The sequence below is a fragment of the Oceanicola sp. D3 genome, assembly GCF_006351965.1.
Classification (GTDB): domain Bacteria; phylum Pseudomonadota; class Alphaproteobacteria; order Rhodobacterales; family Rhodobacteraceae; genus Vannielia.
In genome coordinates, this window is record NZ_CP040932.1 from 3,965,616 (window position 1) to 3,979,369 (window position 13,754).

Here is a 13,754-nt window from a genome sequence, read left to right on the forward strand (position 1 = left end):
GCGTGGATGCTGCGCCGTATGATCGTGGTGGTGCTGGTGGCCGTGCTCGCTTGGGGCGGGTATTGGGCTGTTGGCGCATGGGGGCTGGAAAAGGCCGTGCGCGGCTGGCTGGAAGAGCGCCGGGCAGATGGCTGGCAGGCCGAGGCCGAGCAGGTGGTTGTGCGAGGCTTCCCCAACCGGTTCGACCTTGAGCTGAACACGCTGAAGCTGGCAGACCCAAAGACCGGCTGGGCATGGAATGCGCCGTTCTTTCAAAGCCTTGCCCTGAGCTACAAGCCGTACCACGTCATTGCCGTCTGGCCTGAGACCCAGAGCCTGCAAACACCCTATGAGCGGCTCAACATCACGTCCGAGCGGCTTCGCGGCAGCCTGATGCTGACGCCGACCTCGCTCGCGCTGAAACGGTCGAGCTTTGAACTGGACGGGGTGGAGATTACCTCGGACGCCGGGTGGACGAGCCGATTGACAGAGGGCCGGCTGGCCACGCGGACTTTGCCCGAGGATTTTCCGGATCCGACGGTTCATCAGGTGAACTTCTCGGCACGCGCCTGGCAGGTGCCATCGCGGCTGTTGGCAGAGTTGAATGCCGCCGATCTGGTGCCCGATACGCTGGATAGCGTCACCGCAGACGTCACCATCACCTTCTCCGCCCCGTGGGACCGCTACGCCATCGAGCGTGCCCGCCCCCAGCCGCGGCATGTAGAGGTGACGTTGGCCGAGGCAAAATGGGGGCAGATGGAGCTGAAGCTGGCCGGCAGCCTTGATGTGGACGAGGCCGGCGTGCCGGAGGGCGCGCTGCTGGTGAAGGCCACCAACTGGCGCGAAATTCTGGCCGTTGGTGTTGCCTCGGGCGTGGTGCCCGCAGATTTCGAGATGCCGATCACCACCGCGTTGGAACTGGCCAGCCAACTGGCGGGCAGCCCCAAGACGCTGGATATTCCGCTGAACTTCAAAAACGGCCAAACCCGCATCGGCCCCGCGCCCATCGGCCCCGCGCCTGTCATCCTGTTGCGGTAAGGCTCAGGCCTGCGCGCCGCTCTGCTGTGCCTCGCGCGGCTTGGCTGAAAGAGCCTGATAAGCATCATACTGCGCCAGAAAGAGCTCTCCCGAGAGGGCTTCAAGAAAGTGGGTGCGGCCAAGCCGGTCTGTGACCGGGCCTTTCACCTCCGACATGTGCAAACGCACGTTGAGGCCCATGAGCCGCGTATTCAGCGCCTCCAGCGATTCAAGCGCCGAAAGGTCGATCTCGTTCACCGCCGAGCACATCAACACCACATCGCGCAGCTCCGGGTTTTTCACCACGCGGTCGAGAACATAGTCTTCGAGGTAGCGGGCATTGGCGAAATAGAGGCTTTCGTCGATCCGGATGGTCAGCAGGGTTGGCGAGGTTTCCACCATGTGGCGCAGCACGTTGCGAAAGTGCTGGGTGCCCGGCACCAGCCCCACCTCGGCGATATGGGGCTTGGAGGTGCGGTAGAGAAAAAGGCCGATCGAGATCACCACGCCCGCCGTTACCCCGGTTTCGACACCAAGGCCGAGCGTCAGCAGGATGGTGGCCAGAACGGCAGCAAAATCGGCGCGGCTGTATGTCCATGAGGTTTTCAGGATCTTGAAATCGACCAGTGAAAGCACGGCAACAATGATGGTGGCCGCCAGCGTGGCCTTGGGCAGAAAATACACCAAAGGCGTGAGGGCGACGGCGGCAATGGCGAGGCCTACGGCAGTATAGGCTCCCGCCGCCGGTGTCTCGGCGCCCGCATCGAAGTTGACGACCGACCGGGCAAAACCGCCCGTTACCGGGTAGCCGCCAGTGAAGGCCGCGCCGAGGTTGGCCGCGCCGAGGCCGATCAACTCCTGATCGGGGTTGATCCGCTGACGCTTCTTGGCCGCCAGCGTTTGGGCCACCGAGATCGACTCTACAAAGCCGATGATCGAGATCAGCAGCGCGGGAACGAACAGTGCACCCAGCATCTCGGTGGAAAAGTCGGGCATGGTCAGCGGCGGCAATGCTTGCGGCACAGACCCAACCACCGCAACGCCACGCTCGGTCAGGCCAAAGGCCCACGTCACGAGCGTGGTAACAACGACGGCAGCCACCGGACCCGCCTTGGTGGCAATGTCGGCAAGCCGGGGCGTGAGCCCTGCCTTCAACAACGCGGGCTTCAGCCCCTTGCGGACCCAAAACAGGAAGGCCGTGGCAGTGACCCCGACCACAAGGGTGATCACATTCGTCTGTCCAAGCTGGGTAATGAGGCGTTCCACCATCTCGACAAGCGTGTGCCCGCCGCCCTGCACTCCGAGGATGTGCTTGAGCTGCGAGGTGGCGATGAGGATGCCGGAGGCGGTGATGAACCCCGCGATAACGGGGTGTGACAGGAAATTGGCCAGAAACCCGAGCCGGAACACCCCCAGCAGCAGCAGCATCCCGCCGGAAAGAAAGGCCAGGGTCAGCGCGGCGGTGGCGTATCCCATGGTGCCCTGCTCGGCCACCTGCCCAACGGCAGCGGCCGTCATCAGCGACACCACCGCCACCGGCCCCACGGCCAGCGCGCGCGAGGTGCCGAAGATGGCATAGAGGATGATCGGGACGATGGAGGCGTAGATGCCAGCCTCGGGCGGCAACCCGGCCAGCAGCGCATAGGCCAGCGACTGCGGAATCAGCATGATGGTGACGATCAGCGCGGCGATCAGGTCATTGGACAGGGTATCGCGCGAGTAATCGCGGCCCCAGTCGAAGACCGGCAGATACTTGCGGGCAAGGCGCAGCAAGATCAGCCCGCCGCGCCGAGAAACGCGCCAAGCTCGTAGCCTGCGTCACGCGTTTTTGCCAAAACATCCTCCGCCGGGCGCATCCGGGCTTCGCGAAGCGCCCAGACCATGGCCGATCGCGTGCCGGTGCGGCAGAAGGCCAGCACCGCGCCCGGGGGTTTGCTGCTCAAGATCTCGCCCAGCGCATCGGCATGGCTTTCACGCACATCCGCGCCGGAGACCGGCAAGAAATGGAAGGCGAGGCCAAGCCGCTTGGCCTCTGCATCCAGCGTGGCGGCGTCGGGTTGCCCCGGCACCTCGCCATCCGGGCGGTTGCAGATGATGGTGCGAAACCCGGCTGCCGCGAGCCCTCCCAGATCGTCAGGCGCGATCTGGCCCGCAACGAAAAAGTCGCCGTCCAATGGCTTGGGCGCAACCATGGCTCAAAGCCCGTTCAGCGGGACTTTGAGCATCGGCTTGCCGTCCTTGTCCGTCGGGATTTCGCCCGCGCGCATGTTCACCTGCAACGACGGGATGATGAGCTTTGGCATGTCGAGCGTGGCATCGCGTTCTGTGCGGAACTTGATGAAATCCTCTTTCGTCTTGCCTTTGCCCACGTGGATATTGTGCGCGCGCTCATCCGCCACGGTGGTTTCCCACTGGATATCGCGGCCATTCGGCCCGTAATCGTGGCACATGAACAGGCGCATCTCGTCAGGGAGCGCCAGAACTTTCATGATGCTCTCGTAGAGCACGCCTGCGTCGCCGCCAGGGAAGTCGGCACGCGCCGAGCCGCCATCGGGCATGAAGAGCGTGTCGCCAACGAAGGCCGCATTGCCGATGACATGGGTCATGCAGGCGGGGGTGTGGCCCGGGGTAAAGATCGCCACCGCGTTGAGGCCGCCGATCTTGTAGGTATCCCCATCCTCGAACAGCGCATCAAACTGCGAGCCGTCGCGCTGAAACTCGGTGCCCTCGTTGAACACCTTGCCGAATGTGTCCTGCACCGTCTTGATGTGGACACCGATGCCAATCTTGCCGCCCAGCTGTTGCTGGATATAGGGCGCGGCGGAGAGATGGTCGGCGTGGACGTGGGTTTCGATCAGCCAGTCAACGGTGAGGCCGTGCTCCCGCACGTAGGCGATGATCTCGTCGGCATTGTCATAGGTGATGCGGCCGGCGGCGTAGTCGATATCCATCACGCTGTCGATCACGGCGCAATGCTCGCTGGCCGGATCCTTCACCACGTAGGAGATGGTGTTGGTCGCCTCATCGAAGAAGGCTTTGACCTCGGGGATAACGGTGATGTCGATGGGGTAGTCGCTCATGTGAACCTCCATTTCGGGCGGGGGCGCTCAGGCCCTTGCCACCTCGGGTTTCTTTCGCGCTGTTATTTTTTGCAGCGTCTTGGCCAGCAGGACACCTGCCACCAGCGCCGCGACGAAGATAAACACCTCGATGCGGCCCGTGCCGAGGGCCGGAAGTGCGCCGCCGGGGCAGAAGCCAGCGATGCCCCAGCCGATGCCAAAGACAAGCGAGCCGCCGATCAGGCGCGCGTCGATCAGGCGGGTGTTCGGCAGGCTGAAGCCGGTGGCCCAGATCGGTGCCGCGCGGCGAAACACCAGACGGTAGCCAATAAGGGTGAAAACCAGCGCCCCGCCCATGACGAAGATCAGGCTCGGATCCCAGCTGCCCGCAACATCGAAAAAGTTGATGACCTTGGCCGGGTTGGCCATGCCGGAAATGGAGATGCCGAGGCCGAAGATCAGGCCGATGAGGTAGATCAGGATGTGCTTTTTCATGGATCAGCCCCCGATCACGTGGCGGATGACATAAACCGTGGCTGCCGTGCCCACCATGAAGGAGAGCGTGGCCACGACCGAGCGCGGCGAGAGCCGGGCCATGCCACAGACGCCGTGGCCAGAGGTGCAGCCCGCCCCGTAGGTCACGCCCACGCCCACAATCACCCCGCCCAGCGCCAAGAGCGGCGTGGACACGGGCACAGAAATGGCGGGCCAGTTGCCGGTAATCGCGAGGAAGAGCAGCGGGCCGGAGACCATTCCGGCCAGCAGTGCGGCGCGCCACGAAAACTCCGAGGGGCTGCTTGGCTGGATGAAACCTGCCAAGATTCCGGTAGCACCGAAGATGCGCCCGAGCGTGGCCATCAGCATCACGGCTGCAAGCCCGATCAGCAGGCCCCCGCCGAGAGAGGCATAGGGTGTAAACTCGGTTTCCATTGGTCTGACATCTCCGTTTTATGCGCTGCGGGCCGCGCAGCAGGGGCCCGTCTCTGGCGTTGACATCTATATATTCCATTTTTTGCATCTGACAAGAGGCGATCAGAGCCGTGCCAGAAATGCCCCAATCCGCTCACGGTCAATCGGCTTGCCCAGCAGCTCCAGCCCGAGCGCGGCACAGGCCTCCCGCAGACGGCGCGAACGGTCGGCAGAAATCACCCGGGCAGGCAGCTTGCCAAAGCGCCCGGAGAGCAGGGAATACAGCTCCGTGCCCGACATGCCGCGCCCCAGTTGCTCATCAAGCAAAAGCGCATCCGGCTTCAGCTGCACCTCGGCCAGCAGTTCCAGCGCCTCATCGGCATTATGCGCGTGAAGCACATGCGCGCCCCAGCCCTCGATCATCATGCCAATGGCGCGGGCAAGGGCAGTGTCATTCTCCACGAGCAGCACAAGCGGCGCGCGCTCGCGCAGGTCCGGCTCCTCCAGCGCCCGGCGGGCGCGGGCCGGCATGGCCCGTTCGGCCAGCGGCACATTCAGCGCAAAGCAACTGCCCTGCATCGGCGCAGACCAGAGCGACAGCGGATGGCCAAGGCCCTTGCACGCCCGCTCCACGATGGCCAGCCCAAGGCCAAGCCCATCGCCGCCGCCATTTTCGAGCCGCTTGAACTCCTGAAAGACCAGCGCCTGATCCTCCTCGGCAATCCCACGCCCCGTGTCCCACACCTCGATCCGCGCCGAGCCGCCGTTGCGGCGCACACCCAGCACCACGCGCCCCCGATCAGTGTAATTGACCGCGTTCGAGAGCAAATTCTGCACGATGCGCCGCAGAAAGGCCGGGTCAGACCTGACGGTAAGGTCACTGTCGATGATCTTGAGGCGCAAACCCTTGGCACGCGCGAGCGGTTCTATCTGGTGGCGCAGAGGCTCGAAGATGGCGCGCAGAGGCACGGGCTGCACCTCAAAACTCGCCTGCCCAAGGTCCAGCTTGGAGATATCCAGAAGCGCGGTGATGATCTCTTCCACGTTGACCAAGGCCTGCGCCGTCTTGTCGGCCAGTTCCGCCGGGGCCCCACCCCCCGCGGCCTCGGCCAGCGACGACAGGAACAGCTTGGCGGCAGAAAGGGGCTGCATCAGGTCATGGCTGGCCGCCGCAACAAAGCGCGATTTGGAGGTGTTGGCGCGCTCCGCCTCGGTGAGGGCGTCCTCCAGCTCCAATGTGCGCTCTTCCACCCGCTGTTCGAGCAATTCGTTGATGTCTTTCAAGTCCTTGGCCGCCTGTCGCTCGGCGGTGATATCGGTGAAGGACACCACAAAGCCCCGGTCGGGCATTTCCTGCGCGAACCCCTGCAATACCCGCTCGCCCGCTGTTGTCACCTCAAAGCTCAAGGGCGCGCGCCCGCTGCGCCGGGCCGCCCAATCCACAAGGGTTTCAAGCGTCAGCCCGTCAGAAAACCCGGCTTGCGTGCCCAATTGGCGGCTGATCTCGATGAAGTCTGCGCCCAGCACCTCTTCCGGCAGGCCGATATCGAAGAGCTCACCCAATCGGTCATTCCACCCGACAAGCCGGGCGTTGGCGTCAAAGATGGCAACGCCTTGGGTCAAATGGTCGAGCGTGGCCTGCAGCATCTGGGCATGACCGTGCTGCAGCCGCTCTCGTTCACGCCGCTCGGCGCGGAAAATCGAGGTGACGTCAGTTTGCAGGATGACCGTGCCACCAGAGGCGGTGCGATGCTCGGAGACCTGAAGCCAGCGGTCGCGCACCAGCGAGACATTGAACACCGAATGCGCATCACGGTGGCGGCGCATCCGGCGGGCGGCCCAATCGCCGGGGTCTTCGCCTTTTGGCAGCGAGATAGCGCGGCTCTCGGATACAAGCCGCACGTAATCGGCAAAGCTGAGCCCCTCGGTGAGCTTTGGCTTGATGTCCGACAGGGCTTTGCAAAAGCGGCTGTTGGCGAGCACCAGCTTTTCGGAGGCATCAAAGAGCGCAAAGCCCTCGGCCACCGTCTCGATCGCATCGGCAAGGTTGGAGCGGGCCTCTTCGGCGGAGCTATTGGCGCGGGCGAGGCTGGCATTTGAATCCTGCAAGAGGTCCAGCGCCCGCTCCAATTGCTCCGTGCGCTCGCGCACCTGTGCTTCCAGCAGCGCGGCCCGTTCAAACTGGGCATAGGCAAGGCCGCTCTCTTCGTTTTTCTGCTCAACCCGGCGCATGAGCGACTCGGCGATCTGCAACAACTTCTCGTTCTGCCGCTCAAGACTGTCTTCAGGGTTGACCAGCATCCCCTACACCGCCTCCTCGGGCGGGTAGAACGCAACGCCGGTCATTGTCTGGTTCACATGCAATGGCCCGAACTGCTCACCATAGGTGGAAAAACCCGAGACCTTATGCCGTGACAGCGTGTCTGACAGGCCCCGCACCGCCTGCGCCTGCTCGGCCTCCATACGCCGCAACAGGCAATCGCACCCGAGGATCGAAAGGGGCGCCTCCTCGCGGGCAAGGGCCGAAAGCTCTTCTTCCAGATGGCTGACAATATCCTGCTTGTGGGCCACGGTCAGAACCATGCCCTCGTCGATGGCGGAAAAGAACTGCAACTCACCCGCGTCCGTCACCCGTTGAATTGCCCTGACATGGTGCTCCCCCCCGATACGGACGACCACGGGGTGGGCAGCGAAGGTAAAGGTATCAAGCTGGTCAGGGTCCTTGCCGACAATCCGCGCATACTCCCGCGCCGCAGGCTCGGCGTTGATGGCCTTCACGATCCTCGCGGTCGGGTCCGCCTCGGTCACCACCATACGCTCCTCGGTCGGCAAGAGGTGATTGATAGAGAAAACCCGGATCGGCAGGGCCGTGCGGACCAGCGCCAAAACGGCGGCATCCTGAGCCACCTCGGCATTGAGGGCGACGCGGGTGCGGGCAAAATCCACCCCATCGCCCGCAGAGCCACCAAACATCGGCATCCCGCCCAGCGCGGGGGAGAGCGCGGCGGCCAAAATGTCTTCTTTCAGTGAGAGCCCATCGACCAGCAAGAAAGCAAACGCATTGGGGCGGTCCGGGGCCTGCTCCGAAAGGGTGAGCCGCTCCCGCACCAGCCTGTCTCCAAAGGCCTGCGCATCCCGGCTGCTCAACTCGCGGATCATGACGGCGGCGGTAGAAAACGTCTCCGCCGGAAAGCCGACGGCCACCACGCGCTCTTCAACATATCCGGCGCGCCCGATCTCACCCGCTGTTGTGCAGGCCATCACCTGCGCCTCTCCAAACCGCGCCGAGGCCGCGGTGACCAGTTCCGAAAAGTCGCCCACCGGGCTGACGAAGAGACAAACGAGCGAAAACGGGCCGGGGCCCAGTTCTTCTGCGAGCACGGCGAGAGGGTCGGGATCTGTCGCGAAGGCTTCTGCGACCTGCGGGCCGAGATGCAGCAAGGCTTGGTGCCTTTGGCCGTCTTTGGTCAGTGTCACAGGGGCTCCTCCCACGTGCCACCGGGGCGCATCCGAAAGCGCCAGTGGCGGCACAAGTTAGGAGGAGACAGGCGCGCTTGGCAATACGGCTGAAAAACGGGCCTGCCCGGCCACAAGCACCGCCTGCGTGCGGCTCTGCACGCCGAGCTTGCGCATGATCGCGGTGACATGCGCCTTAACCGTGGTCTCGGCGATGGCAAGATCGAAGGCGATCTGCTTGTTCAGCTTGCCTTGGCAGATCAGCTGAAGGATGCGCGCTTGCTGCGCCGTCAGGGTGGAAAGCCGCTCAACGGCATCGCCCGCATCGCCCTCCTTGCCCTCCGCCTCAACAAAATCATCCGGCATGTAGGTTTCGCCGCGCGCAACCGCGGCGAGCGCCTCGCGAAAGGTGCTGCGCGGGCTGTGCTTGGGCACAAACCCCGCCGCACCAGCCTTGAGCGCGGCCGAGATCACCTGATTTTCAGCCATCGAGGAGGCAACAAGAACCGGAACACCCCGCGCGGCGGCTTTGAGGCGGATCAGACCGTCGAGGCCAGACACATCCGGCAGATTGAGATCCAGCACCACCAGATCAGGCAGCGCCTCGCCCAGCATTGTCAGCGCGGTTTCCAACCGGTCGCAGGTGCGCACCTGCCGAAAGGCGGCAACACTTGTGAGCGTCAGTTCGAGCGCATCGCAAAACAGCGGGTGGTCATCTACCACCAGCGCCCAGCCGGTGAACGCGCCTGAAGGGATATCACGGTCGATCTGTTCCATGTGGCAAGACTATCCGCCGAAGATTGCTCAGTCACTTGCCAATTGGTCGGGGGCGGGTGACACTCGCACCCGACAAAACCCGATGGGCCCCAACCAAGCCTTTGGTCGAATAGGCGCGGCCCCTCGCGCTTCCTAGGGTCTTCATCAATTGAGGGAGGTGATTCATGGAACTCAGCGACAGCCGTGTAATAAAAGCCGATCCGCAAACCGTCTGGAACGGGCTGCTGGATGCCGATGTGCTCAAGGCCTGCGTGCCGGGCTGCACCGAAATGTCAGGCTCTCCAGAAGAGGGCTTCGAAGCGACCGTGGTGCAAAAGGTTGGCCCGGTGAAGGCCACGTTCAAAGGAGCGGTCACGCTTACGGACATGAACGAGCCCCACAGCGTCACCATCAGCGGTGAAGGCAAGGGCGGCGCGGCAGGCTTTGCCAAGGGCGGCGCTGATGTGGAGCTCAAGGAAGTGCCCGAGGGCACGGAGCTGACCTATAAGGTGGAAGCCAAGGTGGGCGGCAAACTTGCCCAGCTCGGCTCGCGCATCATCGACGGCTTCGCCAAGAAGATGGCCGACCAGTTCTTTCAAAATTTCCAGACGGCCATCGAGGGTCCGCCCGAGGGCGAGGAAGACCCCGCCGAAGATGCAGAGACAGAAAAGAAAGGGTGGCTCAAGCGCCTGACCGGCAGCTGACCCTCCCCGACCCAGCACAAAACGCCAGGATAACCACATAGGGAGGATTGCAATGGCAACGGTAACCATGACGGTCAACGGGAAAGCCCGGACCGGCGAAGCGGAGGGGCGGACCCTCCTCGTTTCGTTCTTGCGAGAAGAATTGAAACTCACCGGCACCCACGTGGGCTGTGACACCAGCCAATGCGGGGCCTGTGTTGTTCATGTGAACGGCGAGGCGGTTAAGGCCTGCACCATGTTTGCCCAAGAGGCCGATGGTGCCGAGGTGAGCACGATCGAAGGCCAGGCCAATGCCGACGGCTCGCTCAACGCCATTCAGCAGGCGTTTCAGGACTACCACGGCCTACAGTGCGGCTTTTGCACTCCGGGCATGGTGATGTCCGCCGCGGCTCTGCTCAAGGACAACCCGAAGCCGACCGAGCAGGAAGTCCGCAACTACCTGCAGGGCAACATCTGCCGCTGCACCGGCTACCACAACATCGTCAAGGCGATCATGGCAGCCAGCGGGCAGGACGTGAGCGCGGTTGCCGCCGAGTGAGCCTTCCCGGCCCCCATTCTGCGGGCCGGACACGCTTTAGAGTGGGCCACGCCCACCAATCCCAAGGGGAGGAGATAAGATGCCCAAAGACGGTGGCATTGGCGCCAGCACCAAGCGGCGCGAAGACGTGCGGTTCTTGACCGGCAAAGGCAAGTACACCGACGACATCAACATCTATGGACAGGCCTACGTTTACTTCCTGCGTTCCGACGTGGCGCATGGACGGATCAACGGGGTCGACACCTCTGCCGCAGAAGGGATGCCCGGCGTTGTGCGCATCTTCACCGGCAAGGACTTCGAAGGCATCGGCGGGCTGCCCTGCGGCTGGCAGGTGACCGATCGGCACGGCGAGGTGATGCAAGAGCCGCCCCACCCGGTGCTGGCCCAAGGCAAGGTGCGGCACGTGGGCGACCCGATTGCCGCCGTCGTGGCCGAAAGCCTTGAGGAGGCGCGTGACGCCGCAGAGGCGATTGATGTCGACATCACCGACCTTCCGGCCGTGATCGACATGAAAGCCGCCGTGCAGGATGGCGCCCCCAAGGTGCATGACGACCTGACGAGCAACCTCTGCTATGATTGGGGCTTCGTGGAAGACAACCGCGACGCGGTGGATCAGGCGATCAAATCCGCCCATCACGTCACCACGCTGGAGCTGAAGAACAACCGCCTCGTCGCCAACCCGATGGAGCCCCGCGTGGCCGTGGGCGACTTCAACGATGCGACCGGCGATCACACGCTCTACACCACCTCGCAAAACCCGCATGTCATTCGCCTGCTGATGGGCGCCTTCGTGCTGGGCATCCCCGAGCACAAGCTGCGGGTGGTTGCGCCCGATGTGGGCGGTGGCTTCGGCACCAAGATCTTCCACTACGCCGAAGAGGCCTTCTGCACCTTCGCCGCCAAGGAAGTGAAGCGCCCGGTGAAGTGGACCTGCTCGCGCTCCGAGGCCTTCATCTCCGACGCTCATGGCCGCGACCACGTGACCAAGATCGAGCTGGCGATGGACGCAGAGGGCAACTTTACCGCCCTGCGCACCGAGACCTACGCGAACATGGGGGCCTATCTCTCCACCTTCGCGCCTTCGGTGCCCACGTGGCTGCATGGCACGCTGATGGCCGGCAACTACAAGACGCCGCTGATCTACGTGAACGTGAAGGCCGTCTTCACCAACACGGTGCCGGTTGACGCCTATCGCGGCGCAGGCCGCCCCGAGGCAACCTACCAGCTGGAGCGCGTGATCGACAAAGCCGCCCGCGAGATCGGGATGGACCCGATCGACCTGCGGCGGAAGAACTTCATCACCGAGTTCCCCTACGCCACGCCGGTTGCGGTGGAGTATGACACCGGCGACTACCACGCCACGATGGACAAGCTCATCGAGGTGGCCGACTTCGCCGGGTTCGAGGCGCGCGCCGCCGAGAGCAAGGCACGCGGCAAGCTGCGCGGGCTGGGCGTGAACTGCTACATCGAGGCCTGCGGCATCGCGCCATCCAACCTCGTCGGCCAGCTCGGTGCCCGGGCGGGTCTCTATGAGAGCGCGACGGTGCGGGTAAACGCGACCGGCTCGATCTCGGTGATGACCGGCTCGCACAGCCACGGGCAGGGCCATGAAACCGCCTTCCCGCAGGTGGTGGCCGACATGATCGGAATCGACGCCAGCCAGATCGAGATCGTTCACGGTGACACCGCGAACACCCCGATGGGCATGGGCACCTATGGCTCCCGCTCCCTTGCGGTAGGTGGCTCGGCCATGGTGCGTGCAACCGAGAAGATCATCGCCAAGGCGAAGAAGATCGCGGCGCACCTGATGGAAGCCTCCGAGGGCGACATCGAGTTGAAGGACGGTGCCTTCACCGTGGCAGGCACCGACAAATCGGTGGCCTGGGGCGATGTGACCCTCGCGGCCTACGTGCCCCACAACTACCCGCTCGAAGACATCGAGCCGGGTTTGGAAGAAACCGCCTTCTACGATCCGTCCAACTTCACCTACCCCTCCGGCGCTTACAGCTGCGAGGTCGAAGTGGACCCGGACACCGGCAAGGTGGAAGTGCTGGCCTTCGCGGCAGCGGATGACTTCGGCAACGTGGTCAACCCGATGATCGTTGAAGGCCAGGTGCATGGCGGCATCGCCCAAGGCATCGGGCAGGCCATGCTCGAAAACTGCGCCTACGACGATGACGGCCAGCTGCTTTCGGGCTCTTACATGGATTATGCCATGCCCCGTGCGGCCGACCTGCCAAACTTCATCGTGGATCACTCCTGCCAGACCCCCTGCACCCACAACCCGCTTGGGGTGAAGGGCTGCGGCGAGGCCGGGGCCATCGGCTCCCCGCCTGCACTGGTCAACGCCGTCTGCGATGCATTGCAGCGCGCCGGAAAGGATGTGAAACATATCGACATGCCGCTCTCGCCCGCCCGGGTCTGGGCCGCGATGAACGGTTGAGGAGACACGAACATGTATGACTTCGACTTCGAAAAGCCCTCCACCATCGACGAGGCCGTTGCGGCCCTGTCGAGTGAAGGGGCGCAGGCACTTGGCGGCGGGCAAACCCTGATCCCCACGCTCAAGCAGCGCCTCAACATGCCCGAAAAGCTGGTGTCTCTCACCGGTATCGCCGAGATGAAAGGCGTGTCGTCGGATGGCGGCACGATGAAGATCGGCGGCGGCACCACCCACGGGACCGTGGCCAAGGAAGCCAAGGGCAGCTTTGCTGGCCTCTCCAAGCTGGCCTCGCTCATCGGCGATCCGGCGGTGCGCAACCGTGGCACCATCGGCGGCAGCCTCGCCAACAACGACCCGGCGGCCTGCTACCCCTCGGCCTGCATGGCCACCGGCGCGACCATCCGCACCAACAGCCGCGAGATTGCGGCGGATGACTTCTTCGACGGGCTGTTCACCACAACGCTCGGAGAGGGGGAGATCATCACCGGTATCGATTTCCCGGTTCCGCAAGCCTCGGACTACCAGAAGTTCGAACAGCCGGCTTCGCGCTTTCCGCTCGTTGGTGTCTTTGTGGCCAAATACGGCGACCGCGTTGGCGTGGCCGTGACCGGCGCGGGTGAAGATGGCGTGTTTCGCTGGGCCGAGGCCGAGGAGGCGCTCGCGGGCAACTTCTCTGCCGATGCGGTGTCCGGCCTCACCCACTCTGCCGACGGTCTCATCAACGACCTGCACGGCACTGCCGAGTATCGCGCGCATCTGATCGGCGTGCTTACCAAACGGGCCGTCGCAGCGGCAAGCTAACCGCCACCGGCAATAAGAAAACGTTTGCGCCCCGCCCTCCCGGCGGGGCGTTTCTCTTTGGGGCTCAAGAAAAATTTGATTGACGCGGCGCA

The 13,754-nt window shown here is 63.9% G+C and carries 13 protein-coding genes; 5 read left to right on the top strand and 8 right to left on the bottom strand.

The window, feature by feature from the left end:
• Positions 1–6 precede the first annotated feature (6 nt).
• Positions 7–1,017 (top strand): DUF2125 domain-containing protein, encoded by a 1,011-nt coding sequence (locus FHY55_RS19960; RefSeq protein ID WP_140015862.1) that lies wholly within the window; start codon positions 7–9, stop codon positions 1,015–1,017.
• Between the two features lie 3 nt (positions 1,018–1,020).
• Here FHY55_RS19960 and FHY55_RS19965 read toward each other — a convergent pair whose 3' ends face one another.
• The 8 genes from FHY55_RS19965 to FHY55_RS20000 all read right to left on the bottom strand — a co-directional run bounded on the left by FHY55_RS19965 (position 1,021) and on the right by FHY55_RS20000 (position 9,197).
• Positions 1,021–2,766: a SulP family inorganic anion transporter gene (locus FHY55_RS19965; protein ID WP_140016208.1), complete on the bottom strand. Its 1,746-nt coding sequence runs from the start codon at positions 2,764–2,766 to the stop codon at positions 1,021–1,023.
• A gap of 5 nt (positions 2,767–2,771) precedes the next feature.
• A complete protein-coding gene (locus tag FHY55_RS19970) occupies positions 2,772–3,188 on the bottom strand; it encodes a TIGR01244 family sulfur transferase (RefSeq protein WP_140015863.1) in 417 nt (138 codons plus the stop codon).
• A 3-nt stretch (positions 3,189–3,191) separates the two neighbouring features.
• The gene (locus tag FHY55_RS19975; RefSeq protein WP_140015864.1) at positions 3,192–4,076 is read right to left on the bottom strand and encodes an MBL fold metallo-hydrolase; all 885 of its coding nucleotides are present in this window, start codon (positions 4,074–4,076) and stop codon (positions 3,192–3,194) included.
• A 27-nt stretch (positions 4,077–4,103) separates the two neighbouring features.
• Complete coding sequence (locus FHY55_RS19980) at positions 4,104–4,550, bottom strand: DUF6691 family protein (protein ID WP_140015865.1); 447 nt, start codon at positions 4,548–4,550, stop codon at positions 4,104–4,106.
• Positions 4,551–4,553: 3 nt separating this feature from the next.
• A complete protein-coding gene (locus tag FHY55_RS19985; protein WP_140015866.1) occupies positions 4,554–4,985 on the bottom strand; it encodes a YeeE/YedE family protein in 432 nt (143 codons plus the stop codon).
• Between the two features lie 102 nt (positions 4,986–5,087).
• Positions 5,088–7,265 carry a PAS-domain containing protein gene (locus FHY55_RS19990; RefSeq protein WP_140015867.1) on the bottom strand — a complete coding sequence of 726 codons (2,178 nt, stop codon included), beginning with the start codon at positions 7,263–7,265 and terminating at the stop codon, positions 5,088–5,090.
• A gap of 3 nt (positions 7,266–7,268) precedes the next feature.
• Entirely contained in the window at positions 7,269–8,435 is a 1,167-nt protein-coding gene (locus FHY55_RS19995; RefSeq protein WP_371707746.1) for an FIST N-terminal domain-containing protein, read from the bottom strand.
• A gap of 63 nt (positions 8,436–8,498) precedes the next feature.
• Positions 8,499–9,197 carry a response regulator transcription factor gene (locus FHY55_RS20000; protein ID WP_140015868.1) on the bottom strand — a complete coding sequence of 233 codons (699 nt, stop codon included), beginning with the start codon at positions 9,195–9,197 and terminating at the stop codon, positions 8,499–8,501.
• Between the two features lie 164 nt (positions 9,198–9,361).
• Here FHY55_RS20000 and FHY55_RS20005 point away from each other — a divergent pair, with 164 nt between their 5' ends.
• The 4 genes from FHY55_RS20005 (at position 9,362) to FHY55_RS20020 (ending at position 13,662) form a co-directional block, all read left to right on the top strand.
• Positions 9,362–9,880, top strand: coding sequence for a CoxG family protein (locus tag FHY55_RS20005; protein ID WP_140015869.1), 519 nt, complete (start codon positions 9,362–9,364; stop codon positions 9,878–9,880).
• 52 nt (positions 9,881–9,932) lie between these two features.
• Positions 9,933–10,418, top strand: a complete 486-nt coding sequence (locus FHY55_RS20010; protein ID WP_140015870.1) for a (2Fe-2S)-binding protein — start codon at positions 9,933–9,935, stop codon at positions 10,416–10,418.
• Positions 10,419–10,497: 79 nt separating this feature from the next.
• Positions 10,498–12,861 (top strand): xanthine dehydrogenase family protein molybdopterin-binding subunit, encoded by a 2,364-nt coding sequence (locus tag FHY55_RS20015; RefSeq protein ID WP_140015871.1) that lies wholly within the window; start codon positions 10,498–10,500, stop codon positions 12,859–12,861.
• Between the two features lie 12 nt (positions 12,862–12,873).
• Positions 12,874–13,662, top strand: coding sequence for a xanthine dehydrogenase family protein subunit M (locus FHY55_RS20020; protein WP_140015872.1), 789 nt, complete (start codon positions 12,874–12,876; stop codon positions 13,660–13,662).
• The last annotated feature ends 92 nt before the right edge of the window (positions 13,663–13,754 follow it).